The 24,158-nt window shown below is 66.5% G+C and carries 26 protein-coding genes; 14 read left to right on the forward strand and 12 right to left on the reverse strand.

The genetic code is table 11. The features are described from left to right. Positions 1 to 3 precede the first annotated feature (3 nt). Both BLS42_RS00235 and BLS42_RS00240 read left to right on the forward strand, forming a co-directional pair. Positions 4 to 1,227 carry an acetoin utilization protein AcuC gene (locus BLS42_RS00235; RefSeq protein ID WP_090574667.1) on the forward strand — a complete coding sequence of 408 codons (1,224 nt, stop codon included), beginning with the start codon at positions 4 to 6 and terminating at the stop codon, positions 1,225 to 1,227. Positions 1,228 to 1,308: 81 nt separating this feature from the next. Next, positions 1,309 to 1,857: an ArsR/SmtB family transcription factor gene (locus BLS42_RS00240; RefSeq protein ID WP_090574671.1), complete on the forward strand. Its 549-nt coding sequence runs from the start codon at positions 1,309 to 1,311 to the stop codon at positions 1,855 to 1,857. A 69-nt stretch (positions 1,858 to 1,926) separates the two neighbouring features. On the opposite strand, the gene BLS42_RS00245 is transcribed toward BLS42_RS00240, so the two are convergent. Then, positions 1,927 to 3,276 carry an alpha-hydroxy acid oxidase gene (locus BLS42_RS00245; protein WP_090574674.1) on the reverse strand — a complete coding sequence of 450 codons (1,350 nt, stop codon included), beginning with the start codon at positions 3,274 to 3,276 and terminating at the stop codon, positions 1,927 to 1,929. A gap of 319 nt (positions 3,277 to 3,595) precedes the next feature. Between BLS42_RS00245 and BLS42_RS00250 the strand changes: the two genes are divergently transcribed. From BLS42_RS00250 to BLS42_RS00260, 3 genes are all read left to right on the forward strand, one after another. Beyond that, on the forward strand, positions 3,596 to 4,720 hold the full coding sequence (locus BLS42_RS00250) for a 3-deoxy-7-phosphoheptulonate synthase (RefSeq protein WP_090574677.1): 1,125 nt from the start codon (positions 3,596 to 3,598) through the stop codon (positions 4,718 to 4,720). A gap of 197 nt (positions 4,721 to 4,917) precedes the next feature. Next, complete coding sequence (locus tag BLS42_RS00255) at positions 4,918 to 5,139, forward strand: helix-turn-helix domain-containing protein (RefSeq protein ID WP_090574680.1); 222 nt, start codon at positions 4,918 to 4,920, stop codon at positions 5,137 to 5,139. 199 nt (positions 5,140 to 5,338) lie between these two features. Continuing rightward, positions 5,339 to 5,437, forward strand: coding sequence for a 30S ribosomal protein bS22 (locus tag BLS42_RS00260; RefSeq protein WP_003792170.1), 99 nt, complete (start codon positions 5,339 to 5,341; stop codon positions 5,435 to 5,437). A 195-nt stretch (positions 5,438 to 5,632) separates the two neighbouring features. Here BLS42_RS00260 and BLS42_RS00265 read toward each other — a convergent pair whose 3' ends face one another. Beyond that, positions 5,633 to 6,451, reverse strand: a complete 819-nt coding sequence (locus BLS42_RS00265; RefSeq protein WP_090574683.1) for an HAD family hydrolase — start codon at positions 6,449 to 6,451, stop codon at positions 5,633 to 5,635. Positions 6,452 to 6,581: 130 nt separating this feature from the next. Here BLS42_RS00265 and BLS42_RS00270 point away from each other — a divergent pair, with 130 nt between their 5' ends. Together BLS42_RS00270 and BLS42_RS00275 are read left to right on the forward strand one after the other, a co-directional pair. Next, positions 6,582 to 6,854, forward strand: a complete 273-nt coding sequence (locus tag BLS42_RS00270; protein ID WP_090574688.1) for a glutaredoxin family protein — start codon at positions 6,582 to 6,584, stop codon at positions 6,852 to 6,854. Between the two features lie 74 nt (positions 6,855 to 6,928). After that, a complete protein-coding gene (locus BLS42_RS00275; RefSeq protein WP_090574690.1) occupies positions 6,929 to 7,624 on the forward strand; it encodes a redox-sensing transcriptional repressor Rex in 696 nt (231 codons plus the stop codon). 81 nt (positions 7,625 to 7,705) lie between these two features. Here BLS42_RS00275 and BLS42_RS00280 read toward each other — a convergent pair whose 3' ends face one another. The 3 genes from BLS42_RS00280 to BLS42_RS00290 all read right to left on the reverse strand — a co-directional run bounded on the left by BLS42_RS00280 (position 7,706) and on the right by BLS42_RS00290 (position 10,284). Then, positions 7,706 to 8,575: a polyadenylate binding domain-containing protein gene (locus tag BLS42_RS00280; protein WP_090574693.1), complete on the reverse strand. Its 870-nt coding sequence runs from the start codon at positions 8,573 to 8,575 to the stop codon at positions 7,706 to 7,708. A gap of 216 nt (positions 8,576 to 8,791) precedes the next feature. Further along, positions 8,792 to 9,529, reverse strand: a complete 738-nt coding sequence (locus BLS42_RS20440; RefSeq protein WP_090574696.1) for a hypothetical protein — start codon at positions 9,527 to 9,529, stop codon at positions 8,792 to 8,794. 206 nt (positions 9,530 to 9,735) lie between these two features. Beyond that, a complete protein-coding gene (locus BLS42_RS00290; protein WP_090574699.1) occupies positions 9,736 to 10,284 on the reverse strand; it encodes a YceI family protein in 549 nt (182 codons plus the stop codon). Positions 10,285 to 10,497: 213 nt separating this feature from the next. Here BLS42_RS00290 and BLS42_RS00295 point away from each other — a divergent pair, with 213 nt between their 5' ends. From BLS42_RS00295 to ccsB, 5 genes are read left to right on the forward strand one after another with little or no spacing between them, the layout of a single operon-like run. Then, on the forward strand, positions 10,498 to 11,163 hold the full coding sequence (locus BLS42_RS00295; RefSeq protein WP_090574702.1) for a histidine phosphatase family protein: 666 nt from the start codon (positions 10,498 to 10,500) through the stop codon (positions 11,161 to 11,163). Between the two features lie 2 nt (positions 11,164 to 11,165). Next, positions 11,166 to 11,786, forward strand: a complete 621-nt coding sequence (locus BLS42_RS00300) for a TlpA family protein disulfide reductase (RefSeq protein WP_176803077.1) — start codon at positions 11,166 to 11,168, stop codon at positions 11,784 to 11,786. 13 nt (positions 11,787 to 11,799) lie between these two features. Further along, positions 11,800 to 12,555 (forward strand): cytochrome c biogenesis CcdA family protein, encoded by a 756-nt coding sequence (locus BLS42_RS00305; RefSeq protein ID WP_090574705.1) that lies wholly within the window; start codon positions 11,800 to 11,802, stop codon positions 12,553 to 12,555. Beyond that, positions 12,555 to 14,330 carry a cytochrome c biogenesis protein ResB gene (locus BLS42_RS00310; RefSeq protein WP_090574708.1) on the forward strand — a complete coding sequence of 592 codons (1,776 nt, stop codon included), beginning with the start codon at positions 12,555 to 12,557 and terminating at the stop codon, positions 14,328 to 14,330. The genes BLS42_RS00305 and BLS42_RS00310 overlap by 1 nt, the downstream gene beginning before the upstream one ends. Continuing rightward, entirely contained in the window at positions 14,330 to 15,448 is a 1,119-nt protein-coding gene (gene ccsB / locus BLS42_RS00315; RefSeq protein ID WP_176803079.1) for a c-type cytochrome biogenesis protein CcsB, read from the forward strand. The genes BLS42_RS00310 and ccsB overlap by 1 nt, the downstream gene beginning before the upstream one ends. Before the next feature lie 513 nt (positions 15,449 to 15,961). Here the strand turns inward: ccsB and BLS42_RS00320 are convergent. Together BLS42_RS00320 and BLS42_RS00325 are read right to left on the reverse strand one after the other, a co-directional pair. After that, the gene (locus BLS42_RS00320; RefSeq protein ID WP_176803081.1) at positions 15,962 to 16,951 is read right to left on the reverse strand and encodes a hypothetical protein; all 990 of its coding nucleotides are present in this window, start codon (positions 16,949 to 16,951) and stop codon (positions 15,962 to 15,964) included. A 263-nt stretch (positions 16,952 to 17,214) separates the two neighbouring features. Then, on the reverse strand, positions 17,215 to 17,643 hold the full coding sequence (locus tag BLS42_RS00325; RefSeq protein ID WP_090574710.1) for a PLD nuclease N-terminal domain-containing protein: 429 nt from the start codon (positions 17,641 to 17,643) through the stop codon (positions 17,215 to 17,217). Positions 17,644 to 17,794: 151 nt separating this feature from the next. Between BLS42_RS00325 and BLS42_RS00330 the strand changes: the two genes are divergently transcribed. After that, complete coding sequence (locus BLS42_RS00330; RefSeq protein WP_090574714.1) at positions 17,795 to 18,118, forward strand: DUF4229 domain-containing protein; 324 nt, start codon at positions 17,795 to 17,797, stop codon at positions 18,116 to 18,118. Positions 18,119 to 18,216: 98 nt separating this feature from the next. On the opposite strand, the gene BLS42_RS00335 is transcribed toward BLS42_RS00330, so the two are convergent. The 4 genes from BLS42_RS00335 to BLS42_RS00350 form a co-directional block, all read right to left on the reverse strand. Beyond that, on the reverse strand, positions 18,217 to 19,098 hold the full coding sequence (locus BLS42_RS00335; RefSeq protein ID WP_090574717.1) for a 1,4-dihydroxy-2-naphthoate polyprenyltransferase: 882 nt from the start codon (positions 19,096 to 19,098) through the stop codon (positions 18,217 to 18,219). Positions 19,099 to 19,165: 67 nt separating this feature from the next. Then, positions 19,166 to 20,311, reverse strand: coding sequence for an AMP-binding protein (locus tag BLS42_RS00340; RefSeq protein WP_090574720.1), 1,146 nt, complete (start codon positions 20,309 to 20,311; stop codon positions 19,166 to 19,168). Positions 20,312 to 20,334: 23 nt separating this feature from the next. Continuing rightward, positions 20,335 to 21,288 (reverse strand): 1,4-dihydroxy-2-naphthoyl-CoA synthase, encoded by a 954-nt coding sequence (locus BLS42_RS00345; RefSeq protein ID WP_090574722.1) that lies wholly within the window; start codon positions 21,286 to 21,288, stop codon positions 20,335 to 20,337. Positions 21,289 to 21,309: 21 nt separating this feature from the next. Further along, positions 21,310 to 21,750, reverse strand: a complete 441-nt coding sequence (locus BLS42_RS00350; RefSeq protein WP_090574725.1) for a VOC family protein — start codon at positions 21,748 to 21,750, stop codon at positions 21,310 to 21,312. A 228-nt stretch (positions 21,751 to 21,978) separates the two neighbouring features. Here BLS42_RS00350 and BLS42_RS00355 point away from each other — a divergent pair, with 228 nt between their 5' ends. Further along, positions 21,979 to 23,331: a hypothetical protein gene (locus tag BLS42_RS00355; RefSeq protein WP_143019124.1), complete on the forward strand. Its 1,353-nt coding sequence runs from the start codon at positions 21,979 to 21,981 to the stop codon at positions 23,329 to 23,331. Here BLS42_RS00355 and BLS42_RS00360 read toward each other — a convergent pair. Then, complete coding sequence (locus tag BLS42_RS00360) at positions 23,288 to 24,037, reverse strand: CPBP family intramembrane glutamic endopeptidase (protein WP_090574733.1); 750 nt, start codon at positions 24,035 to 24,037, stop codon at positions 23,288 to 23,290. The two genes, BLS42_RS00355 and BLS42_RS00360, sit on opposite strands and share 44 nt — an antisense overlap. Positions 24,038 to 24,158: the final 121 nt, after the last annotated feature.

Genomic DNA, 24,158 nt, shown 5'->3' on the forward strand with positions numbered 1-24,158 from the left:
TTGATGACATTCCTGCACGGACTCGCTCAGACCGCGCTGCCGACGACGGTGGTGTGGGCTCCCGCCATGACCGCGTACAACTTTGGCCACTCCCACCCGATGGCGCCGGAGCGCATGGAGCTCACAGCGAAGCTGGCCGGCAGCCTGGGACTGCTGGCCCTTGACCACGTCACGGTGGCGGCACCGGACGTCGCCGCCGACGCGGAGCTGTGCGCGGTCCACAGCCCGGAGTTTGTGGCCGCCGTACGGCGTGTGAGCGAAAACCCGGGCACCCCCGACCACGCCAGGGGCCTCGGAACCGAGGACGACCCCGCCTTTGCCGGCATGCACGAAGCCAGCGCCCGGCTGGCCGGCGGCTCCCTGCTGGCGGCCGCCGCCGTCCTGGACGGCAGCGCGGTGCGGGCGGTGAATTTCGGCGGCGGAATGCACCACGCCTCCCGGGACCGCGCGAGCGGTTTTTGCATCTACAACGACGCCGCCCTCGCGGTCCAGCGGCTGCTCGACGGCGGCGTCCGCCGCGTGGCCTACGTCGACGTCGATGCGCACCACGGCGACGGCACGCAAAGCATCTTCTGGAACGATCCGCGCGTGCTGACTATTTCGCTGCACGAGTCCGGACTGACCCTCTTCCCGGGCACCGGGTTTGCCAACGAGATCGGCGGCCCGGACGCGCAAGGCAGCGCCGTGAACGTCGCCCTCCCGGCCGGCACCGCGGACGCCGGATGGCTGCGGGCCTTCCACGCCGTCGTGCCCCAGCTCATTGGCGCGTTCGAGCCGGAAGTCATCGTCAGCCAGCACGGCTGCGACTCGCACCGGCTTGACCCGCTCGCCCACCTGAACATCAGCGTCGATGGCCAGCGCGAGGCCGCCACGGCCATCGGCAACCTCGCCGCGCGCTACTGCGACAACCGGTGGATTTCCACAGGGGGCGGCGGTTACAACGTGGTCAGCGTGGTGCCGCGGTCCTGGAGCCACCTCATAGCCATCGCCGCCGGCCGGCCTGTACCGCTGCGCACCCCCGTTCCGGAGGACTGGCGGAACTATGTCAAAGACAAGTACGGGGCAAAATTCGGGGTGGAGCCCCCCGAGGTGATGGGCGACGACGTCGACCTCTGGTGGCGGTCCTGGGAAGTGGGTTTCGACCCCAACGACGAGGTGGACCGCACCATCATGGCCACCCGCAAAGAAGTGTTTCCCCTGCACGGACTGGACCCCTGGTTCGACTAGGTCCGGGGCCGGGTGGAGGCCCGGTACCAGGGCAGCAATTGGTGGATGCCATCTGGCGTATATGTCGCTAGTGTGGAGGGCATGGTGACAGACGACGTATTTGCCGTCATTGCTGAGGCAACCAGGCGTGACATTCTGATAGCCCTCCGCAAGGGGGACAAAGCAGTGGGGGAACTGGTCCAGGAGCTTGAAGCAAGCCAGCCCACCATTTCCAAGCATCTCAAAGTCCTCCGCGAAGCGGACCTGGTGAGCATGCGCGCCCAGGGCCAGAAGCGGTACTACACGCTCAACCCCAAGCCGCTCGCCGGGATCGCCAACTGGCTCCAGGCGTTCGACGTCGGCCCCGCTGCGACAGCGGACGCGGCCGCCGCCCTCCACCCCGAACCCAGACCCGCCGCCGTCCCTGATGGCCTGGCCGCAGCGGCCCTCGCGCAACCGGTCGCCGCGCAGCCCGCCGCAGCACTGGCCGGCCGCCCCGCAGGCAGCCCGCTCAGCCCCGCCGTCGTCATCCCGGTGGGAACGGCAGGGGAGGACAAGATGCCCCAGCAGATCGGGCGGACCGTGGGCCGGGCCGCCACCAAGGCCGCCGACCTCCTGGCCAACCTGCCCAAGTTCGGCCGCAAGAAGTAACCCTTCCCGCCCTGCGTATGCCGCCCTGCGTACGCACTCTGCCCACGTTCTGCCCACGTGCTCCGCGTGCTAGGCGCCGAGGATCCTCACGTGTTCTGGGGTGAGGTCCGCGATGCGGCTGACGCCCAGCAGGGCCATGGTGCGTTCCATGTCCTTCTCCAGGATTTGGAGGGCCCGGTCCACCCCGGCCCGTCCGCCGGCCATGAGCCCGTAAAGGTAGGCGCGGCCGATCAGCGTGAAATCGGCGCCGAGGGCCAGTGCGGCGATGATGTCCGCGCCGCTCATGATGCCGGTGTCCAGGATGATCGCCGCGTCGCTGCGGTCCGCCTTCAGCGCGGCAGAGGCCTCGGGGAGCAGGTGGAACGGGATCGGTGCCCGGTCCAGCTGGCGGCCGCCGTGGTTGGAGAGCACAATCCCGTCCGCGCCGTGGTCCACCACCTTGCGGGCGTCGTCGACCGTCTGGATGCCCTTGACCACCAGCTTGCCCTTCCACGTCTCGCGCAGCCAGTCGAGGTCGGCGTAGGTCAGGGTGGGGTCGAACATGGAGTTGATGAGGTCCGCGACCGTCCCCGTGTACCGGGACAGCGACGCGAAGGTCAGCGGTTCGTGAGTGAGGAAGTTGAACCACCATGCCGGCCGGTAGGACGCGTCGAGGACGGTCTTGAGCGTCAGCGCGGGCGGGATGGTCATGCCGTTGCGGACGTCGCGGAGCCTGGCGCCGGCGACGGCGGTGTCCACCGTGACCATGAGGGTGTCGTTTCCCGCCGCGGCGGCACGTTGGATCAGTTCCAGCGAACGGTCCCGGTCCGTCCACAGGTACAGCTGGAACCAGTTGCGGCCGGTGGGTGCGGCGGCGGCCACGGCCTCCAGGGACGCCGTGCCCATGGTGGAGAGGGTATAGGGAATGCCGGCGGCTTCGGCGGCCTGGGAACCGGCGTATTCGCCCTCGGACTGCATCATCCGGGTGAAACCTGTGGGCGCTATCCCCACCGGCAGCCGGGACGGCCCGCCCAGGATGTCGGTGCGGAGGTCGATGCTGGAGACGTCACGCAGGACCCCGGGCCGGAACTCGATGTCCAGGAACGCCTGGCGGGCGCGGCGGAGGGAGATTTCGGCCTCGGCGGCGCCGTCGGTGTAGTCGAACGGTGCCTGGGGCGTGCGGCGCTTGGCCATGTCCCGCAGGTCCCAGATGGTGCTGGCACGGCGCAGCCTGGCGGCCCGGCCGAACTCCGGCTTCTTGAACTGCATCAGGGGAGCAAGGTCGGCGTATTTGGGCACCCGGCGCTTCAATGCGGCAGGGAGCCCGCGGGCGGCCGCCGCAGCGGTGTCTTGCCCGGACGCGGAGGCCGCAGGGTCCGCGGCCGTGGCCCCGGGAGTGGTCGGAGCCTCGGGGTTGCCGGGCGGGACGGTCTGCGTCATGGCTGTCTCCGGTTCTGCAGGATCTTCAGCGTGTGCTCCAGAACACTCTAGCGGTCATGGAGACATCCCCCCGGGGCGGCGGGGCCGGCGAATTGTTACGCCCGTCGTTTGCCCCGGCCGCGGCTCCGGGGCTAGGGTCGACGCTATGACTAACCGTTGGTATGCGTATTTTTCGTTGGCTCTGGAGGGGCCCGCGTCTAACTGACACGCATCCAACTTTCCTTCAGAGCCAACAGGGCAGAGATCATTCTCTGCCCTTCGCCATTTCTCCGGCGGGTTCTGATCAGGGCCCGCTCCGCATCCGGAACAGGACCCGAACATGAGCATCGAAGCAGCACACGGCATTCAGCACTCCACCTCGAACCTGCGCGTTAGCGAGTTCACCCCGCTGCCTAGCCCGCAGGACCTCATGGCGGAACTGCCGCTGGAAGCCCGCCTGGCCGAGGTAGTCGGGCGGGGCCGGGACGAGGTCCGGGCCATCATGGACGGCGTGGACGACCGGCTGCTGGTCATTGTGGGCCCCTGCTCCATCCATGATCCGAAGGCGGGGCTGGAATACGCCCGCCGGCTGGTGAGCCAGGCGGAGAAGCACCGCGAGGACCTGCTGATCGTCATGCGCACGTACTTCGAAAAGCCGCGCACCACGGTGGGCTGGAAGGGTCTGATCAATGACCCCCGGCTGGACGGCAGCCACGACATCGCCGCGGGCCTGCGCGCGGCCCGGGCGTTCCTGCGGCAGGTCACCGCACTCGGCCTGCCCACCGCCACCGAGTTCCTTGAGCCCATCAGCCCGCAGTACGTCGCGGACCTGGTCGCCTGGGGTGCGATCGGTGCCCGTACCACGGAGAGCCAGATCCACCGCCAGTTGGCTTCCGGGCTGTCCATGCCGATCGGCTTCAAGAACGGGACCGACGGCGACCTCCAAGTGGCGCTGGATGCGTGCAGCGCCGCCGCTTCGGCCCAGGCGTTCCTCGGGATCGACGACGACGGCAGGGCCGCTCTTGTGGCCACGGCCGGCAACCCGGACACCCACGTCATCCTTCGCGGCGGACGCAAGGGACCCAACTACTCCGCCGCCGATGTTGAAGCGGCCTCCGCCAAACTCGCCGCGAAGCAGTTGAACCCCCGCCTGATCGTCGACGCCAGCCACGCCAACAGCGGCAAGAATCACCACCGCCAGGCTGAGGTCGCCCTTGAAATTGGTGCCCAGCTGGAAAGCACCGGAGCCGTGGCCGGGGCCATCGCCGGCGTCATGCTGGAGAGCTTCCTGGTGGGCGGGGCGCAAAACCTAGAGGTCAACGCCGCAGGAAAAGTTGCAGCCGCCGGCCGGGACGAACTGGTCTACGGCCAGAGCGTCACCGATGCCTGCATGGACTGGGATGTGACGGCGTCGGTACTTGGCCAACTGGCCGCCTCGGCCCGCACGCGCCGGTCGCGTGCCTGAGGGTTGAACGGGAGGCGCGGGCGCTGCGAGATTTTCGAGATTCCTGCGGAAATCGTGTGGGGATTCCTGAGAAGTCTTTCACATTGGCACCATGAGCAACTAGTGTTGCTAACACATGGTTGTTTGATGGCTCAGCATCGGCACACCGCCATGTCACCAGGTGGGGCTGCCGTTCGCTTGAGCAAAGGAATAGGGAAATGTCTACGGAGGCCAACTTCTCCAAGGCCCGTTTTTTGACCGTGGCCGAAGTCGCGGAACTTATGCGGGTATCAAAGATGACTGTGTACCGTCTTGTGCATTCGGGGGAGATGCCGGCCGTGCGGTTCGGCCGCTCCTACCGCGTGCCGGAAAACGCCGTCGAACAGTACCTCAAGGGTGCCGTCGTCGACCGGAGCGACGGCCACGCCGGAACTGGCTGAACAGCCAGCATTCACAGCGTGAAATGACCGCTTCGGGTCCCGCACTGGGCCCGCGGTCGTGGGGTGCCTCGCAGAGGCGGTACCCTGTTAAGGAACGTTTTACGTCATTGTAAGAACCTGTCAGTTGCTTCAGTCTGCTGCTTAGCCCGTGGACCCTTCCCAACAGGCAGGTACTGCATCTAGCCGGTAAGGAACTTTCGTGGGTTCAGTTATTAAGAAGCGTCGCAAGCGTATGGCCAAGAAGAAGCACCGCAAGCTGCTTCGCAAGACGCGCCACCAGCGTCGCAATAAGAAGTAGCTATACTTCGAAATGCATGAAATGCCCGTTGCCTTCCAGGCGGCGGGCATTTTTCTTGCTCCGGGCCGGTGGGAAGCTTTCGCGCCGGATCCGGACACGGGCTACGAAATCGGACACCGGCGGCCCGGATCCGCGACGCGCAGCTCCGAACGTTGGCGCGCAGGTCCGAAACGTAGGCGGAAAGCTGCGGGGGACCTAGCGGCTGGGGCCGCGGAAGCGGGAGAACCCCCGCCACAGGCCGTAGATGGCCCCGCCGACCGTCGCGGCCTTGAATCCCAGGGTGGCGGCGCGCCGGCCGGCACGGAAGTCGTAGACCGGCCAGTTGTGCTCGCGGGCGTAGCGGCGCAGCTTGGAGTCGGGATTGATGGCAACGGGGTGCCCCACCATGCTCAGCAGCGGGATGTCGTTGTGGGAATCGCTGTAGGCCCAGCAGCGGCCGAGGTCCAGCCCCTGGTCCTCGGCAATTTGCTGGACTGCGACCGCTTTGGCCGGGCCGTGGAGGATTTCGCCCACGAGCCGCCCCGTGTAGGAGCCGTCCAGGATCTCGCCCACCGTGCCCAATGCCCCAGTCAGGCCCAGCCGGGCGGCGATGACGGTGGCCACCTCGATCGGCGTCGCCGTGACGAGCCATACTTTGCGCCCGACCCGGAGGTGCTGCTCCGCCAGGGCCTTGGTCCCCGGCCAGATCCGCGACTCAATCATCTCGTCGTAGACCTCTTCGCCCAGGGCTTCGATGTCCTTCGCTGTGATGCCGGCGGCCAGCTTCAGGGCGGAATCGCGGACGGCGTGGACGTCATCCATGTTTTCGCCGCGCAACACGAACATGAACTGCTTCCAGGCGAACCCGGCAGCCTGCGGCAGGGTGAAGGCGCCGCGCTGGTGAAGCTTGCGCGCCACATGGAAAAGGCTTGCGCCCTTCATGAGGGTGTTGTCGACGTCGAAAAATGCGGCCTCGCCGTGCTGCGTCGAAGCAGCAGGCTCACTGGCCACAATGACGTGTTTCTCCTCGGGCATGCCACGAGTCTAGTCAATGACCGGGCCCGGATCGCCCGCAGGGCGCGCGACGCGACGGCGGGACGGGCCGGCCTCAGGCCGAATGCGCCGCGCGTCGACGCCGAAGCGGCCGCCGGGCTACGGTGGATGCATGGCCAAACCCGCCCACTTCCCCGATGTAGTTCTGATCACCAAAGCTGACTGTCACCTGTGCGCGGAGGCGCGCGCCGTCGTCGGCCGCGTAACCGCTGCGCTCGGTATCGATTGGTCGGAGCAATCGGTGGACGACGACGCCGGGCTGCGTGAGCGCTTTGCCGAGGAGATCCCGGTGGTGCTGGTGGACGGTGTCCAGCGGGATTTCTGGAAGATCGACGAGGCCCGCCTGACGCGGACCCTGCAACGGGTCCTCGGCCAGCCGTCCTGACGGCGGGGTGCTTTGTTGCGTGATGCGCGGGGGCTCTAGAGTGGGAAGCACAACGCGACGCAATGGAGCAGATAGTGACTTCGCTGGATTCATCTCCCGGGCCGGTCCCCGGCGGAGCCGGGACTGCCGTCAAACAGATTCCACCCGCGGCCGTGGCCCGGCTGACCATCTATCTGCGCGCCCTGACCACCCTGCTGGCTGACGGCGTGGACCGGGTTTCCTCCGAGTCGCTGGCCGAGGCCTCCGGAGTTAGCTCCTCGACGCTGCGCAAGGACCTCTCCTATGTCGGCTCCTATGGAACCCGGGGCGTCGGTTACGAGGTCCAGTACCTCAACCGCAAAATCGCCGCTGCGCTCGGGCTGACGCATGACTGGAAAGTCGCGATCGTCGGTGCGGGCAACCTGGGCAAGGCCCTGGCCCGGTACGGCGGATTCGAGTCGCGGGGCTTTGACATTGTGGCAATTTTCGACGCCGACCAGATGGTGGTGGGCAGCGAAGTGGGCTGGTTGCGGGTCAGCGACGCCGCCGATCTTGAGCCGGTCCTGCAACGGACCGGTGCCAACATGGTGGTCCTCGCCTTGCCGGCCGCGGTGGCCCAGGGCGTCTGCGACCGGGTGATTGCCGCCGGCGTGCGGAGCATCCTCAGCTTCGCGCCGGTGATGCTGCAGGTCCCCCGGGGGGTCAACCTCCGCAAGGTCGACATGGCAACGGAACTGCAGATTCTGGCCTACCACGCACAACGGGCGCAGGACCCCGAGGACGCCGACTAGGATCGGCCAGCCCTCCGGTTCCCGCGCCCGCTGAACTGTTCCCTGCTGGGCAGCTCTTGGCTGGGTAGTTTCTTGGTGCAGCTACTTCCCGAAGGGGGCTCCGGGCTGTCCGTAGGGGTTGGCAAAGGACTGGCGCTTCTGGAAATACGGCGAGGCCGCGGGCAGGTAAAGCAACACGATGGCCGCGATGCCCAACAGTGCCGCCAGTGTGGCGAGGCTGAGCGGGAAGATGTTGAAGATCGACAAAGCGGCGAACACCGTGCCCAGAATACGAGCCCAGTTCTTACCCTTGCGGACATTGAATGCGACGAGGGCGTACAGCCCGGCGCTGATCACGGCGAACACCACGATGGTGCCGATCAGGACACCCTTGATGGATTCGAAATCGACCTGCGTGCCGCTCGCTGCCATCTGCTGCTCGAACATGTCCCTGACGGCAGGGGTGTCCAGGGAACCCAATGACACCAGCATCGAGATGACCCACGCGGCTCCGGCTGCGACGATCAGCCAGAACGATGTATTGACCAACTTGGGAGCCTCGCCCGGAGCCTGCGGCTGTTCCGACGGGTACTGGGCGTATGGGGACTGGCCGTACGGGGACTGGCCGTACTGCGGGGCGTTCTGGCCATAGGCCGGCGGTGTTTGCTGGCCGTACTGCGGGGCGTTCTGACCATAAGCCGGCGGCGTCTGCTGGCCGTACTGCGGGGCGTTCTGGCCATAGGCCGGTGGTGTCTGCTGACCGTACTGCGGGGTCTGCGGGGCGTTTTGGCCAAACTGCGGGGCGTTCTGGCCGTAAGCCGGCGGGGTCTGCGGGGCGTTCTGGCCGTTAGCCGGTGGTGTCTGCTGGCCGTATTGCGGCGTCTGTGGGGCGTTCTGGCCGTAGCCCGGGGTGGATTCCCCGCCCGGCTCGGAGCCGTTGGGCGGTGAGGGCTGGACTGGCGGGTTGCTCATGAATCGGTCCTTTGCGTGTCGATCACTGAATCGGCCACCGGGACCAGTGATCCTGCCCTGCCCCCAGCATGGTTTAGCTCAACCGTACCGCGGCCCGGCCGCTGTGTGGATCATTCCTGAGAGGTATTCTCAACCCTCATTCAAAGGCCGGTACGGCTGCAGTCGGGATGCACTGGTGCTGCCAGGATCCAGCTGGTCCCCTGTGGGGCGTCAGGCCTAGAATCGGCCCCGGTTGGCGACAAACCAGGCCTGTGCGTTCGGCAGCCACATGAGCACGGTAGCCACCAGACTGATGATGAAGCCCGGCAGGTTTCCGCCCGCCCGGCCGTCGGCGAGGCTGGCACTGAGGACTGTCAGCACCAAGGAGATGCCGACAAGGATGGTGAGGGCGAAGCGGGCCCACTCCCGGCCTTCCTTCATCTTCATGGCCAGGATGATCTGAGCGGTTGCCAGTGCAAGAGCCACGATGACGAGCAGCAGCACCAGGAACCCGATAGCCGGCGCGAAGGCGATCAGGACGAAAGACCCGAACAATCCGATGATTCCGCCCAGAAGTCCCAGCAGTCCGCCGATAAGCCAGATCCAGTACGAGACCTTCAGTTCGGTGGGCATCGCAGCGACCTTGAACATGCCGGAGAGGCCGCCTACAGGCAGTGCATCGCTGAAGTTCCTGGGACGGTCAGTTGGCATCTCGAAGCGGAATCCGCCCGTAGACGCAGGCTGGCCCTGATACGCCGGTGGGGGAGCCTGATACCCCGGTGGGGGAGCCTGATAGCCGGGCGGCGGTGCCTGGTACCCCGGTGGGGGAGCCTGATAGCCGGGCGGCGGTGCCTGGTATTCGGGAGTGGACGGCGGGTTGGTCGGGGGCTGCTGTGGGCCGGCCGGCGGGACGTTGCCCGACGCCGGAGGCTGGGCGCCCGGCTGCTGTGGCGGTACATCACTCGGGTTGCTCATGGCTCTCACTGTAGACCGCCGTTTCCCTGTTATCTAGGGAATCCACAGGCCCGTCGCGGCGCCCGTCACAGCGCCCGTCCCGGCGTCAGCAGCGGCGCAAACAACAGCGCCCTGCTTCATCGCGAAGATGAAGCAGGGCGCTGGAACCGGCGGACCGGCGTCGGCCGCGGGGACCGGACGGGGTGACCGGAACCGGGTGGTACTGGTTACGCTGCGGGAGCGATGAAGGCCAGTTCCAGGTTGATGGCAACCTTGTCGCTGACCAGCACGCCGCCGGCTTCGAGGACGGCGTTCCAGGTCAGCCCGAAGTCCTTGCGGCTGATGGTGGTTTCGGCGCTGAGGCCGGCGCGGGTGTTGCCGAAGGGGTCTACGGCCACGCCGTTGAATTCGGTCTCGAGGGCCACGGGGCGGGTGATGCCCTTGATGGTGAGGTCGCCCTGGAGTTCGTAGGCGTCGCCCTTGGGGACGATGGTATTGGAGACAAAGGAGATCTCCGGGAACGTCGCTACGTCGAAGAAGTCTTCGCCGCGGACGTGGCCGTCGCGGTTGGCGTCGCCGGAGTCGAAGCTTGCGGTCTTGATCGAGGCATTGACCTTGGAGTCGGTGACGTCCTCGGCGAGGTCCAGGGTGGCTGCGGCATCGGTGAACTGGCCGCGGACCTTGCTGATGCCGGCGTGACGGACGGTGAAGCCGATCTCGCTGTGCGACGGGTCGAGGGTCCAGGTGCCGGTGGTGACGTTTGCGGGAAGTGCCATGGTGATGCTCCTTGAGTCGGGTTGGTACTGCGGTGGTTCGTCTGATCGTTAGTTGAAGCCTCAAAAGTTGAACTCTCAACTAACTGCTTCACCCAGTATAAACATGCATTTGCATCTTTTATTCCAACTCCGGGGAACATTTTTCCAAACTCATCAGTTCTACCTCTCGTAGAAGATTTCAGATCGACCGGCATCTTTGAGAAACTGGTAGACATGCCCCAAGCCACTGTTCATTTGCTCCGCCACGGCGAGGTCCACAATCCCGATGGTGTCCTGTACGGCAGGCTGCCGGAATTCCACCTCTCCGAACTCGGCCGGGAGATGGCCCGCACGCTGGCCGAACACTTCAGGGAGCGTTCCGCGCAAGGGGCCCGGATCGTCCACCTCGCCGCGTCCCCGCTGACCCGCGCGCAGGAGACGGCGCAGCCGATTGCCGATGCCCTGGGTCTCGAGATTGCCACCGAAGCCCGCATCATCGAAGCCGCCAACTACTTTGAGGGTCTCCACGTATCGAAGGCGGAGCTGCTCCGGCCCAAGCACTGGGCCCGGCTATACAACCCGTTGCGGCCATCCTGGGGTGAGCCGTACAAGGAACAGGCCGCGCGGGTCATCGCGGCCGTCCAGGACGCGCGGGTCCGGGCAGTCGAGCTGGGCGGCAACGGGGCTGAAGCCATCCTTGTCAGCCACCAGTTGCCCATTTGGGCCACGCGGCTCAGCGCCGAAGGCCGGCCGTTGTGGCACGACCCCCGCAAGCGCGAATGCACGTTGACCTCCCTCACTTCCCTGGTGTTCGACGACGCCGGCGCTCTGGTACGCGTCGACTACAGCGAGCCCGCTGCCGCCCTGCTGCCCGGTGCCGCCAGCACCCCGGGAGCCTGACCATGGCCGCGAACCGCCACGAACGGGCTCCGCTGTCCCGCCGCAGCGTGCTGACCGCCGGCGGCGCCGCGCTGGCCGCAGTCTTCGGGCTGTCCGGCTGCGCCCAGGACGATGCCCTCGCCAAGCAGGCCAAGGCCGGGGACAACAAGAATTATGTGGCCGGAGACGGGTCCGTGACCGAGTTCGCCGTCGCGGACCGCAAGAGTCCCGTGGCGCTCAAGGGGACGCTGTTCGACGGTACGGCCGTCACGTCGGCGGACTTCCCCGGCAAGGTCACGGTGCTGAACTTCTGGTTCGCCGCCTGCGCCCCCTGCCGGGTCGAGGCGCCTTCGCTCGAGGCGCTGCACCAGGAATTCAAGCCCAAGGGTGTGCAGTTCTTCGGCGTCAACCTGCGCGACGAGAAAGCCACGGCTGACGCCTTCGACAAGACCTTCAACCTGACGTACCCGAGCTTCAACGACAAGGACGGCGCCGTGCTGCTTGCCGTCTCCGGACTCGTGCCCCCCGGCGCCGTGCCCACCACCCTCGTGCTGGACAAGCAAGGCCGCGTCGCCTCCCGGGTCCTGGGCGAAATCCAGCAGGGCACCCTGAAGTCCCTCATCGCCGCCGCCGTGGCCGAGTAGCGCGGTCCCCACTGTGAACAGCCCCTTCGCCGAAGCCATCCTGAACGGATCGCTCCTGCTTGCCATTCCCGTCGCGCTCCTTGCCGGACTCGTCTCGTTCCTCTCGCCCTGCGTCCTTCCGCTGGTGCCCGGGTACCTGGGCTACGTGACGGGACTGACCGGCGTCGACCTGCAAAAGCAAAGGCGCGGGCGCATGCTGGCCGGCATCGGGCTGTTCGTCCTCGGCTTCTCCGTGATCTTCGTGCTCCTCGGCGGGGCCTTCGGGCAGCTGGGCAGCCTCATCACCGGCTCGCAAAACAGGTGGATCACCCAGCTGCTGGGCGTCCTGGTGATCGTCATGGGCGTCGTGTTCATGGGCGGCTTCGGCTGGCTCCAGCGCGATGCCAAGATCCACGCCAAACCACCGGCCGGGCTGTGGGGAGCGCCCTTACTGGGCATCACCTTCGGGCTCGGCTGGGCGCCGTGCATCGGCCCCACGTACTCCGCCGTCCAGCTGCTCAGCCTCTCCGGCGGATCGTCGGCGGCCAAGGGGGCGTTCCTGGCCTTCGTCTACAGCCTTGGGCTCGGGATCCCGTTCCTGCTGATCGCCCTGGCCGTGCGCCGCGGCATCGGCGTGATGTCCTTCTTCCGCACGCACCGGCTCGCCATCCAGCGCACCGGCGGCGGGATCCTGATCCTGCTCGGCATCCTGATGGCCAGCGGTGTGTGGGGCACCTGGGTCTCCGGGTTGCAGTACTGGTTCCAAACCGATGTGAAATTGCCAATCTGATGAGCGAGCGCGTGAACGAAACGAAGAAGAAGTCCGCCAAACCCGAGGCCGTCCTGCCCTCACTGGGTCCGTTGGGCATGCTCCGGTGGGCGTGGACGCAGCTGACCAGCATGCGCACGGCCCTGTTTCTGCTCCTGCTGCTTGCCGTCGCCGCCGTGCCCGGCTCGCTGTTCCCGCAGCGCCCGGCCAACCCGGCGATTGTCACGCAGTACATCAAGGACCACCCGGACTACGGCGGGATCCTGGACTCGCTGCAGCTCTACGACGTCTACTCCTCGGCATGGTTTTCCGCGATTTACATCCTGCTGTTCGTCTCGCTGATCGGCTGCGTGATCCCGCGCGCCATCGCGCACTACAAGGCGATGCGCTCCCAGCCCCCGCGCACCCCCGCCCGACTGTCCAGGTTCCCCGAATACGGCACCCTGGTGATTCCGTCCGACGCCGGGATCCCGGCGTCGGACGCCATCTCCGGCGCCGCAGAGCTGCTGAAGAAGCGCGGATACCGCGTCGACGTCCGGGACCGCGACGGCGCCCGTCCCTCGTTGGGGGCCGAACGAGGCTTCCTGAGGGAAGTCGGTAACCTCGTCTTCCACACCGCGCTGATCGGAGTGCTGGTCTCGGTGGCGGCCGGCGGCCTCTTCGGCTACAGCGGGCAGCGGATCTTGGTGGAGGGCGATACGTTCGTCAACACCCTCGTCGGCTACGACCAGTTCACGCCCGGCACCAATTTCCAGAGCAGCCAGCTCCAGCCGTACTCGGTCCAGCTGGACAAGTTCGACATCAAATTCGACCGTGAGTCAAAGGCAAAGTTCGGACAGCCCATCGACTTCACGGCCGCTGTGACCACGAAGGAAAACCCGGACGCACCCGCCAAGAAGGAAGTGCTCAAGGTCAACGACCCCCTGAGCCTCGGCGGCACCAGCGTGTACCTGACCGGCAACGGCTACGCTCCTGTGGTCACCATCCGCGACGGCGCCGGAAACATCGCCATGCAGGGTCCCGTGGTCGCCAAGCTCCAGGGCGAGAACTACTATTCCTCCGTGGTCATCAAGGTCCCGGACGCCAAGCCGGAACAGCTCGCCTTCGCCGGGTTCTTCCTGCCGACGGCATTCGTCACCGACAAGGGCGTGTCCTTCAGCGGTGATCCGGAGCTCATCAACCCGCAGCTGACCCTGAACTCCTACTTCGGCGACCTCGGCCTCAACGCGGGCTCCCCGCAGAACGTCTTTGAGCTCGACGTCAAGAAGCTGACACCGCTCAACGCCCGCAACCTGGCCACCAAGGGCATCGTCCTGGCGCCCGGGAGCAGCTACACGCTGCCGAACGGCAAGGGTTCCATCAGCTTCGACGGCGTCAAGCGCTACATCGGCGTGGACATCCACCACAACCCCGGCCAGCTCTACGCCCTGATCTTCGCGCTCCTGGCCGTGGGCGGGCTGGTGACCTCGCTCTACGTGAACCGCCGCCGCGTCTGGGTCCGCACCGGCACCCACGCGGACGGCCGCACCATGGTTGAGTACGGTCTCCTGGCCCGCGGTGAGGACCACCGCCTGGCCGGGGAGGCTGCGGCTATCCGCAAGCTCCTCTCCGACGAATGGCTATTGGGCGAGGACGCCACGACCGGTTCCCAGCCCGCTCCCAGCACAACGGCGGATAATGACTGGGCGGATACCGCCGCGAACGGTGCTGGCGGCGCACACGCCACCCCTGAACAACCCGCAGAAGACTTCATCCAGTCAACAGCCGGCTCTTCCGAGTCGAAGAAGGATCAGTAATGTTGTTCTCCATCAACGAAACCATGGGCCAGTACAGCGAGCTCTTCATGCTGCTGGCCGCCGGCACGTACACGGTGGCGTTCATCGCCTTCGCCTGGGACCTGGCCAAGAGCAGCAAGATGCTGCGCGCAGTGGACCTCAAGGCCGCGGAACTCGCCGCGCAGGCGACGACAACCGAGGCCGCGCGCGTGCCCGTCGGCGTCGGTGCCGGGACCGCCGGAGACGACGTTGACCGCTCCGATGCGGACGTCAGCGGCCCTGTAGGCCGTGCCGAGCGTCCGACGTCGGCCGTCTCCGGTCGCGGCACCGCGGCAGGTGCGGGCCAGACCGCCGACGGCAGCATGCGCTACGCCGGCGAGCGGCGCGCCCCCGCCCGGGTGGCCGTCGCGCTGACCGTCCTCGGCGCTGCGATTCACGCGGCCGGCGTGATCACCCGCGCGCTGGGTGCCGGCCGGGTGCCGTGGGGCAACATGTACGAATTCCTCACCACCGGTGCGTTCGTGGCCGTGGCCGTCTTCCTGCTGGTGCTGATCCGCCGCGACCTGCGCTTCCTGGGCACGTTTGTGATCGGCCTGGCCATCATCATGCTGGTTGCGGCCTCCATCGCCTTCTGGACGCCCGTGGGCCACCTCGTGCCGGCGCTGCAGAGCTACTGGCTGATCATCCACGTTTCCATCGCGGTGATGTCCTCGGCCCTGTTCACCCTGACGTTCGCCATGTCCGCGCTGCAGCTCGTGCAGTCGCACCGGCAGAAGACCATCGCCGCCGGCGGTGCCGACAAGCTCGGGTTCATGCGCCTGGTCCCGAACGCCTTGAGCCTGGAGAACCTGTCCTACCGCATCAATGCGATCGCGTTCGTCGGCTGGACGTTTACGCTCATGTTCGGCGCCATCTGGGCAGAGAAGGCCTGGGGCCGGTTCTGGGGTTGGGACACGAAGGAAGTCTGGACGTTCGTGATCTGGGTGGTCTACGCAGGATACCTGCACGCCCGCGCCACCCGAGGCTGGACCGGAACCCGTGCCGCCTGGCTGTCGATCGTCGGCTACCTGTGCGTGGTCTTCAACTTCACGATCGTGAACCAATTCTTCAACGGCCTGCACTCCTACTCGGGACTGTAAGGCACCCCAGGCCACGATTTGCCACGAATGGCCGCTAAGCTACCCCGCTTGGCGGCCATTCGTGTCAGATGAGTGGGGCGTGTGGCGTGGGGCGTGGCGTTGCGGGGCGTGGCGTGGGCGGCGCTCGCGCGGCGGCGCGGGCGCGGGGGCGGTTCGGCGTGGCTGGGCGGGCATGCGTGGCGTGGCATGGCTGGGCGTGGCTGGGCGAGCATGGCGTGGCGTTGGCGTGGGCCGCTGACCTGCGGCGAGTTTCTTTCCGGGGCTGCGCGGGCCGGCACTCCATCGATTCGCCACAGATGGCCGCTATGCCATCGTGCTTAGCGGCCATTCGCGTCCGGCGAGTGTGGCGCGGGGCGGGCACGTTGGCGTCGCCCCGGTTTCGGGCCCGGGTCGTGTCTGTCCGGGGCTCTTTGCGCAATGCGTGGGTGGGGTCATCCGGTCGGGGTTGCGTTCCGGGGCTGCGCGGGCCCGTACTCCATCGATTCGCCACAGATGGCCGCTATGCCACTGTGCTTAGCGGCCATTCGTGTCAGGTGGGAGCTGGGCGGGGCGGGCACGTTGGCGTCGCCCCGGCCTCGGAACCGAGTCGGGAGTCCAGCCGCGCTCCGTCAAGGCCGCACGCACGCGGGTAACCGCAGCCGGCTCCATCCCAGGGGCAAACGGGGTCAAGTGCCATTGGGTCAATACGACGACGCGCCATCCGGCATCCCTGGCGTTCTCATCCCGGAAGATGTCGCTGCGACGCTGGGCCGGGCTGGCATGATGCCCGCCGTCGTATTGGATCGCGATCTTTTCTTGCTCGTAGGAGAGGTCGGGGTCCTGGATCCAGCCGCCGGTCTCGTCGAACATGGGGACGTTGACTCCGGGTTCGGGCAGGCCATGTCGAATCAGAAGCAGCCGGAGTTCGGTCTCTTTGGGGGAGTCCGTGTCGGCGCGCATCAGGGAACGGGCACCCACGGCGCGACGGTAGCCCGCCCTGCCTTGCTTCCCGGCGAGGTAGGCGTCCAGAGCGTCGATGGTTGTCAATGGGTTTCTCCGCCGTAACAGGAAGTCCCCGGCAATCACCAATTCATCGAGGCTCAGTATGCCAGCGAGATCGAACCACGTCCGCAACGGGGAGGTGCAGCTCACTCTGACCCCGGGCACGATCTCCTCCGGTTCAAGTGCTTGCTGATGGCCGACCACATTCTTATGACGCACAGCCCGCTGGCCCGGCCGACTCGTCAGATGGACGACAGCCAGGTTCTCCAAGGCCTGCGGCAGGGGGAAGCCCCACAGCACTGCCGCAGACAGATGGCTCACAATTGCACCCGTCACCGCAGTCAGGGCATGCGCTCGTTCCAGCAAACTATCCGGGGTGGCGGCCATGGCGCGCACTCCGTAACAGGGGCTGACGAGATCCCGGGCCCGGGTCCGGCGTCGGCCCAGCCCGGCAGTGCGGGCCTCGGCCATGGTGAAAGGCTGGTTTCGAAGGTGCGGGGGAAGCTCACGGGGCTTGCGCATACGAGCATTCTGCTCCCGCGCCGAGGGGCCAAGAGGTTATCCACAGAGCGGGCAGGGTGTGGGGGAGGAGTGGACCGAGGGAGCAGCGGGCGCGGGCGCGGATGAGTGGCGGCCATTTGCCGGAGGTGGCCGCTTAGAGGCTGGGGTTCCGGCCATCTGTGGTGAATGGCCGCAGTTGGGGGCCGGGGAGATGCAGTTTGGGTGCCCGGGGTCTGGGGCCTGCCAATAACAGGAATGCCGGCCAGAGGAGGGCCGGAATGGTGCTACTTAGCTTCGTCGGTGCCGGGCGTTCCGGCGTCGCCGGGTTCGTGGGCATCGCCGGCGCCTTCGGTGCCGCCGGCGTCCGCGCTGCCGGCGTCGAGCTTGCGTTCCTTGGCGTCGAATTCTTCCTTGAGTTTCTTGAGCCTGTCGGCCTCGGCCTGGTTGCGGTGGCGGATTTCAAGGTTGCGGAGGAACTCGGGGTCGTCGTCGGGCGCTACCGGGTGGCTGTAGGCGACCGGTGCGGCGTCCGTGGCGCGGGGGCGGCCGATGAGGAACCACAGAGTGGCGCCGACCACGGGGAGGAGGATCTGCACGAAGATCCAGGCGGTCTTCGAGATGCCCCTGGTCAGCCGCGCGTCAGTGCGGATGAGGTCCACCAGTCCATAGACAAACACGGCCAGTATGACGATCGGAACCACTACACGGAGCATACCTTCAGTCTAGCCGTCGGGCGCCTCGACGGCGCCGGTCACTGTGCCGGTCACTCGCCGGTCACTGTGCCCGCGTGCAGGCCGCCGGCACCGCATCCGGGGAGCAGGACGGCCGAAGCGGCGCCGCCGTCCTGGCGGCTAAACTTGAGGGGTGGCTTTCCTCAAATACACCCTGATTCGGCTGGCGCTGTTTGCGCCCTTGTTTGCACTCTTCCTCTACTTGCAGCTGGGCGTGCTCCTGGCCGCCCTGTGCGCCGGGATGATGTCCTTCGCCATCAGCTTCCTGTTCTTCCAGCGGCAGCGCGACGCGGCCACCGCGACGCTCCACCACCGGTTCTCGGGCAAGGCCAAGCCGATGCGCAGCGCCGGCGAGGTGGCTGACGCCGAGGCCGAAGACCGCCTCGTGGACACGAACCCTGACATTGCGGTCCGCACGGACAACCGCCCCAAGGATACGCAGCAGCCCGGGGCCTGAGCCCCGGGCGTGGTTTCAAGCAGTCCTTGAGCAGCCGCGGCTTAGAACCCGCGGCTGAGAACCCGCGGCTCTGCAGCCTCGGCTCAGCAGCCCCTGGCTTAGAACCCGTGGCTGAGGACAAGTCCGAGTGAAAACAGCCCGGCGAAGCCGAGGTTGATCAGCCCGGTCTGTTTCAGGACGGGGATGAGGCTCTTGCGGCGCCGCCCGGCGATCATCAGCCAGGACGGCATGAGGCTGGCCGGGATCAGCAGCAGCACGACCAGCATCCACGGCCGCGCGGGGGCCAGGACGATGACCAACAGGATCGCGACGGCGAGCATCAGCACGTAGCTTTCGCGCGCATGCTTGTCCCCGAGCCGCACGGCCAGGGTTTTCTTTCCCGCCTTTCTGTCGGTGGGGATGTCGCGGACGTTGTTGGCCATCAGCAGCGCGCACGCGATCAACCCGGTGCCGATCGCTCCGATGATGGCGGCGAGGCTGAGCTGCCCCGCCTGCGTGTACGTGGTGCCAAGCGTTGCGACGAGTCCGAAGAATACAAACACGAAGACGTCGCCCAGGCCGAGGTAGCCGTACGGGTTCTTGCCGCCTGTGTAGCCCCAGGCGGCCAGCACGCAGCCGACGCCGACCAGGATGAGCCACCAGGCCTGCGTGATGATCACGAGGACCAGGCCGAACAGCATCGCCAGCCCGAACGCCGCGAACGCGGCCCGCTTGACGTGCTCAGGTCTGGCCGCGCCCGAGCCGACCAGCCGGAGGGGGCCCACCCGGTCCTCATCCGTGCCTCGGATGCCGTCCGAATAGTCGTTGGCGTAGTTGACGCCGATCTGCAGGAGCAGGGCGACCAGAGCGGCCAGCACGGCGTTCAGCAGGATGAACGAATCCATCTCGTAGGCGGCCGCGCTGCCGATCAGCACGGGTGCGATCGCAGCCGGCAGCGTGCGCAGTCGGGCGCCTTGGATCCATTGTGCGGCTGTGGCCACGGTCAGTACCTCGTTGGTTCGTTGAATACTCGTTGGTTGGTTGAAGCGCCGGCCGGAGGCGGCTTGTCTATTTTCCCTGATGGAGTGCCTCCAGCAGGACCGTCATCCCCAGGCGGTCCGGTTTGCCGTTTGGCAGCATGAGCAGCTCCGCGGCGGGCAGCACCGTTTTCGGGGCCAGGGCGCCCAGCGCCGGCCCCCAGGTTTCGTTTCGGCGGGCGGTGAACGCCGCCATGCCTTCCGGGGAGCTGTCGCCCACGGCGACGTATGCAGCCAGGGCGTGCCCCCACTCGGCGGAGGGCACGCCGGCGACAAAGGCCGCCCGCACGCCGTCGAGCCTTTCCAGCTCAGCCTGGACATGGGCGGCGGAAACCTTGACGCCGCCGGTGATGACGACGTCGTCGGCCCGGCCGAGCACGGTGAGCCGGCCGTCAGCGTCTAGTTCACCGAGGTCGCTGGTCCGGTACCAACGGACGCCGTCCTCTTCGATGAACGCCGCAGCCGAGAGCTCGGGGGCCTGAAGATACCCGGCGGCGATGGTTGCCCCGCCCAGCAGGATGCGGCCGTCGTCCTCCACGCGGACCAGGACGTCTTCGAGCGGGAAGCCGTCATACACGCAGCCGCCGCAGGTCTCGGACGAGCCGTAGGTGGTCACCACGCGCACTCCGGCGTCCCGGGCAGCGGCGAGAAGCTCCGCAGGCGCGGGACCGCCGCCGAGCAGGATGGCGTTGAAGCGCCGCAGCACCGCCAGCGTCTCGGCTGAGGGCGCGTCCAGCAGCCTTTGAAGCTGGGTGGGCACGAGCGAGGTGAACCGGATCTTGTCCGTGAGCTCCAGCGCCGCGGCGGTGAAGGCCTCCGGCGTGAAGCCGCCGGACAAGTCCATGACCCACGGGCGGGTCCCCGCAAAGAGCGAGCGGACCAGCACCTGTACGCCGGCCACGTACTGGACAGGGAGCGCCAGCAGCCACTGTCCCTCGCCCTTGAGCGCAAAGGCGGTCGCCATGGACGAGGCCGCCAGGGCCTCGACGGTGAGGACGGTCGCCTTGGGCGCGCCGGTGGACCCGGAGGTCCGCACCACGACGGCCGCGTCCTCGATGCCGGTCGTGTCAGGGAATCCCAGCACCGGTGAGCCGTCCGGCCCCACAGAGAGTTCGACGGCGGGGCCCTCGCCGTGCAGGGCAGCAGCCAGCGCCTTGAGCGCGGGCTCGATGTTCATGGCTCCGGAAATCACAGTGCGCCTTAGAAGTAGTACGGGAACGCGGACCAGTCGGGATCGCGCTTCTCGAGGAAGGCCTCCTTGCCCTCCACGGCCTCGTCGGTCATGTACGCGAGGCGGGTCGCCTCGCCGGCGAAGACCTGCTGGCCGGCCAGGCCGTCGTCCGCCAGGTTGAACGCGAACTTGAGCATGCGGAGGGCCTGCGGGGACTGCCGGGCAATGTCCGCGGCGTACTCCAGGGCGACCTCCTCAAGGCGCTCGTGGTCCACGGCCTCGTTCACGGCCCCCATCCTGACCATGTCCTCGGCGGAATATTCGCGGGCCAGGAAGAAGATTTCCCGGGCGGCCTTCTGGCCGATCTGGCGGGCCAGGAGGGCCGAGCCGTAGCCGGCGTCGAAACTGCCCACGGTGGCGTCGGTCTGCTTGAATTTTCCGTGCTCGCGGGAGGCGATGGTGAGGTCCGAGACGACGTGGAGTGAGTGCCCGCCGCCGGCCGCCCAGCCGTTGACGACGGCGATCACCACCTTGGGCATGGTGCGCATGAGCCGCTGGACTTCCAGGATGTGGAGCCGGCCCGCGCGGGCGGGATCGATGGTTTCCGTCGTCTCGCCGTTAGCGTACCGGTAACCGTCACGGCCGCGGATCCGCTGGTCCCCGCCGGAGCAGAACGAGTGGCCGCCGTCCTTGGGAGAGGGGCCGTTTCCGGTGAGCAGGACCGTGGCCACGTCCGGGGTCATGCGGGCGTGGTCCATGGCGCGGTAGAGCTCGTCCACGGTGCCGGGCCTGAAGGCGTTGCGGACCTCCGGGCGGTCGAACGCGATGCGGACCGTTGGCAGGTCGCGGACCACGGAGCCGTCGGCGCCACGCTCCACCTGCCGGTGGTAGGTCATGTCCTGGAAGTCGTCGAAACCGGACACGGTGCGCCACCGGGTGGGGTCAAAGACGTCGGATACCTTGGCGGGGATTTCGTTGCTCACAGTCCGAGTCTAGTAATCGCGTCAGCCGATGCAGAACTCGTTGCCTTCCGGGTCCGCCATGGTGTGCCAGGAATGCGGTCCCTGGCTGGCAGTCCAGAGGAACGTGGCGCCGCGGGCTTCGAGTGCGGCCCGCACGGCATCCTTGTCCGCACCCGCGAGCCTCACGTCCCAATGGACCCGGTTCTTGACGGTTTTTTCTTCCGGGACGATCTGGAACAGAATGCGGCGGGCGGGGGCTGTGGCGTCGAGTTCGTCGGGCGGGCGGATGGCTGCGCCCTCGCGCCACACGAGCTTGCCGTGGTGTTTCGTGGTGTCCGCCTCTTTGGCGAAGCCCTGATCGATCATGGAGCGGATGAACACGTCGTCCTGCGGCTCCACGGCCCAATCCAGGGTTTCGGCCCACCAGTCGGCGAGCTCGTGCGGGTTCTTGCAGTCGACGGCGATCTGGATGTTCAGTGTCATGGAAAGAACCTACGACGCCGCCGCCGGCCGCGGTAGGGGTTGATGGCGCTCATGCCCCGTCAGATACCCATAAGGGCGCTGCCGCCCGCGCCGAAGTCGCGTCACTGGATCGGCGTTTGCCTTGCCGAGTCTGTCAGTGCGATCCAAACCTCGACCAAAACGAGCATAGACTCGTCATTTGCCGCAGTAGGTGACAACTTTTTTGGGGGCACTTTGTTTAGGACGTCTTTGAAGACTGCAGGATTGTGGCTATTGCTGGTTCTGCTGCTCCTGGTAACCGCGTGGATTCTTCTGACGCTTCCTAAGTCTCCCGGCGACGGCGGGATTGCAGCCTTCATGGGTGAACTCGGGTCGGCAATTCTGGGAGCGGCAGTAAACGCCGCAACGGCCCTCGTCATAACGTTCTACGCCTTGTCGGCTCGGATTCGTCGCCGACGCCGCGACAGAATCATGGCTTCTATTCGACGAAAAGCCGAGCACGGTAGGGCCCTTGTACTCGGAGAAATGTCGATCCCGGGGATTATTCCCGTGGCGTCCTTCGGGAACGACCCCTCGTCGACGCACGTACGCTTCGAGTTTGCTCCGATGGACACCAACCCGCCCCGGGTTCCGGAGGAGTGGCAATTGCTCAGGGACGGACGTTTGCAACAGCTCGTTGCCAAGGCTGCGGCCAGTTCAGTAGTTTTTACCGACGACGAAGCCGTCGATATCGTGGCTGCGGGTGTGGTGAAGACTGCGCGTTCACGTACGGACGGTGAAACCGTCTACCAACTGGTCCCCAGGAGAACCAGCTATTTCCTATGGGCCGCAACGAGCGCACAACTGGACAGAGAACTCACGGAGGATGAGAAGATCTCCGTCAAGGGCCACGGAGCGACCTTGAGGGATCGCTGGGGCAAATGGCCGACGCGCCTCGAGGATCTCAACGGTCTTCCTGCACCTGCAAAGCTGGGTTGCGGCGTGGTCGTTGTGACTCAGGACAACTATATGGTTCTGGGGTTGCGCGGGCGGACCTTCGTAGCCAGCGATTTTGACGCCGACGTTAGTGAAACCCGCGACTCGGTTCACTTCGTTGCCGAAGGGGTATTACCCACGGATTTGGATGCCAAGCACGTGGTAAATCCGGACGTGGCTGCGTTTCGCGGACTAAGAGAGGAACTGGCGGTGGGCAACGATGTGGGGTCGTTGGCCCGAATAACGTCCCTGCGCCGGACGGGCGTATTCCTTGACACTGAGCGATGGCAGCCGTGCTTTGCCTACTTGGCCAAAGTCGACGTTACTTTTGACGAACTCAATACCTTGGTCTTGTCCGCAAGAGATTTCTGGGAAGCAGATCGGCTTGTTCCCGTTTTGTTTGACCCATTCGATGACAAGGTGAAGTCCATGATGTTGGACGTCGATACCGAGCATCGATTCGCGTCCAATCACGCGCACGCTCTGGCCTATTTCGCTCTGCTCAGCGAATTCGGCCTACCGGAGCTTCGTGACTCCCTTCAGAATCGCAAGGGGCTCTTCCCAGACAAGCGCGCGAGGGGAGCTACTGGAGCTGCTCGAGAACATTCGGCGGAATCGCGTAGATAAAGACCACCGCCAGAAGATTCTTGGAGGCATGGACGAAGTAGGAGAACATCACGTTCTTCCCGGTCCAGACGTACACGAATACCAGGACGGCGCCCATGGCGAGGTAGGGCATCAGCACCTGCAGGGTCATTTGCTCCTGGCCCACGATGTGCAGGGCCGCGAACAGGCCCACGGACAGCGCACAGCAGACCCAGAGGTTGATCTTCCGGCTTAGTTTGCCGATCAGCAGGTGGCGGAAGATATATTCCTCAACGAACGGACCCACGATCACCAGCAGCGGCACCATGAGCCAGACCGGGACCTGCTGCATGAGCGCCTGGAGACCGGCCTGATTGGCGGAGGTCTGCACCGGCCCGCTGACGGCCACGAGAACCGCGGTGAGGATGAGCATCGCCACTACGGCCAGCGGCACCATGAGCGCCGTGAACCAGGGCCTTGTGGCCAGGACGCGGAGGTCGCGGACGGCAACGCGCCGCGCGGCGGTCAGGGCAAGGAGGCCTATGGTGGCGTAAAAGATCAGGTTCACCGCATAGGACGCCACCGCTGGATTGGGCGATATCTGCAGCAGCAGCGGCTCCAACAGCGCGCCCGCCACGGCGAACGATGCGGCCACGGCCACATAGAGTCCTACAGTGATGAAATCGAGCCGGGAGAACCGGTAAAGTTCCGGCTGCGGCGCGGGTGGTGTGCGGAGAGCTGTGCCCATGTCCCCAGCCTAGCGCCGAGGCAAGGGGACGCGGTCCGGTACAACGTCCGGCAGGCGCCTCAGTGCCTCATCGGCGGCCTGTGGTGCCATACTGGGGACGCAAGCCGCCGTCGGGCAGGCT

It is taken from the genome of Arthrobacter sp. ov407, from assembly GCF_900102895.1.
Classification (GTDB): Bacteria; Actinomycetota; Actinomycetes; order Actinomycetales; family Micrococcaceae; genus Arthrobacter.

What these genes read in the sequence shown, in the direction of transcription:
- BLS42_RS00235 (WP_090574667.1), top strand. Translation starts at nt 4, where the DNA reads ATGACATTCCTGCACGGACTCGCTCAGACCGCGCTGCCGACGACGGTG.
- BLS42_RS00240 (WP_090574671.1), top strand. Translation starts at nt 1,309, where the DNA reads ATGGTGACAGACGACGTATTTGCCGTCATTGCTGAGGCAACCAGGCGT.
- BLS42_RS00245 (WP_090574674.1), bottom strand. Translation starts at nt 3,276, where the DNA reads ATGACGCAGACCGTCCCGCCCGGCAACCCCGAGGCTCCGACCACTCCC.
- BLS42_RS00250 (WP_090574677.1), top strand. Translation starts at nt 3,596, where the DNA reads ATGAGCATCGAAGCAGCACACGGCATTCAGCACTCCACCTCGAACCTG.
- BLS42_RS00255 (WP_090574680.1), top strand. Translation starts at nt 4,918, where the DNA reads ATGTCTACGGAGGCCAACTTCTCCAAGGCCCGTTTTTTGACCGTGGCC.
- BLS42_RS00265 (WP_090574683.1), bottom strand. Translation starts at nt 6,451, where the DNA reads ATGCCCGAGGAGAAACACGTCATTGTGGCCAGTGAGCCTGCTGCTTCG.
- BLS42_RS00270 (WP_090574688.1), top strand. Translation starts at nt 6,582, where the DNA reads ATGGCCAAACCCGCCCACTTCCCCGATGTAGTTCTGATCACCAAAGCT.
- BLS42_RS00280 (WP_090574693.1), bottom strand. Translation starts at nt 8,575, where the DNA reads ATGAGCAACCCGCCAGTCCAGCCCTCACCGCCCAACGGCTCCGAGCCG.
- BLS42_RS20440 (WP_090574696.1), bottom strand. Translation starts at nt 9,529, where the DNA reads ATGAGCAACCCGAGTGATGTACCGCCACAGCAGCCGGGCGCCCAGCCT.
- BLS42_RS00290 (WP_090574699.1), bottom strand. Translation starts at nt 10,284, where the DNA reads ATGGCACTTCCCGCAAACGTCACCACCGGCACCTGGACCCTCGACCCG.
- BLS42_RS00295 (WP_090574702.1), top strand. Translation starts at nt 10,498, where the DNA reads ATGCCCCAAGCCACTGTTCATTTGCTCCGCCACGGCGAGGTCCACAAT.
- BLS42_RS00300 (WP_176803077.1), top strand. Translation starts at nt 11,166, where the DNA reads ATGGCCGCGAACCGCCACGAACGGGCTCCGCTGTCCCGCCGCAGCGTG.
- BLS42_RS00310 (WP_090574708.1), top strand. Translation starts at nt 12,555, where the DNA reads ATGAGCGAGCGCGTGAACGAAACGAAGAAGAAGTCCGCCAAACCCGAG.
- ccsB (WP_176803079.1), top strand. Translation starts at nt 14,330, where the DNA reads ATGTTGTTCTCCATCAACGAAACCATGGGCCAGTACAGCGAGCTCTTC.
- BLS42_RS00320 (WP_176803081.1), bottom strand. Translation starts at nt 16,951, where the DNA reads ATGCGCAAGCCCCGTGAGCTTCCCCCGCACCTTCGAAACCAGCCTTTC.
- BLS42_RS00325 (WP_090574710.1), bottom strand. Translation starts at nt 17,643, where the DNA reads ATGCTCCGTGTAGTGGTTCCGATCGTCATACTGGCCGTGTTTGTCTAT.
- BLS42_RS00340 (WP_090574720.1), bottom strand. Translation starts at nt 20,311, where the DNA reads ATGAACATCGAGCCCGCGCTCAAGGCGCTGGCTGCTGCCCTGCACGGC.
- BLS42_RS00350 (WP_090574725.1), bottom strand. Translation starts at nt 21,750, where the DNA reads ATGACACTGAACATCCAGATCGCCGTCGACTGCAAGAACCCGCACGAG.
- BLS42_RS00360 (WP_090574733.1), bottom strand. Translation starts at nt 24,037, where the DNA reads ATGGGCACAGCTCTCCGCACACCACCCGCGCCGCAGCCGGAACTTTAC.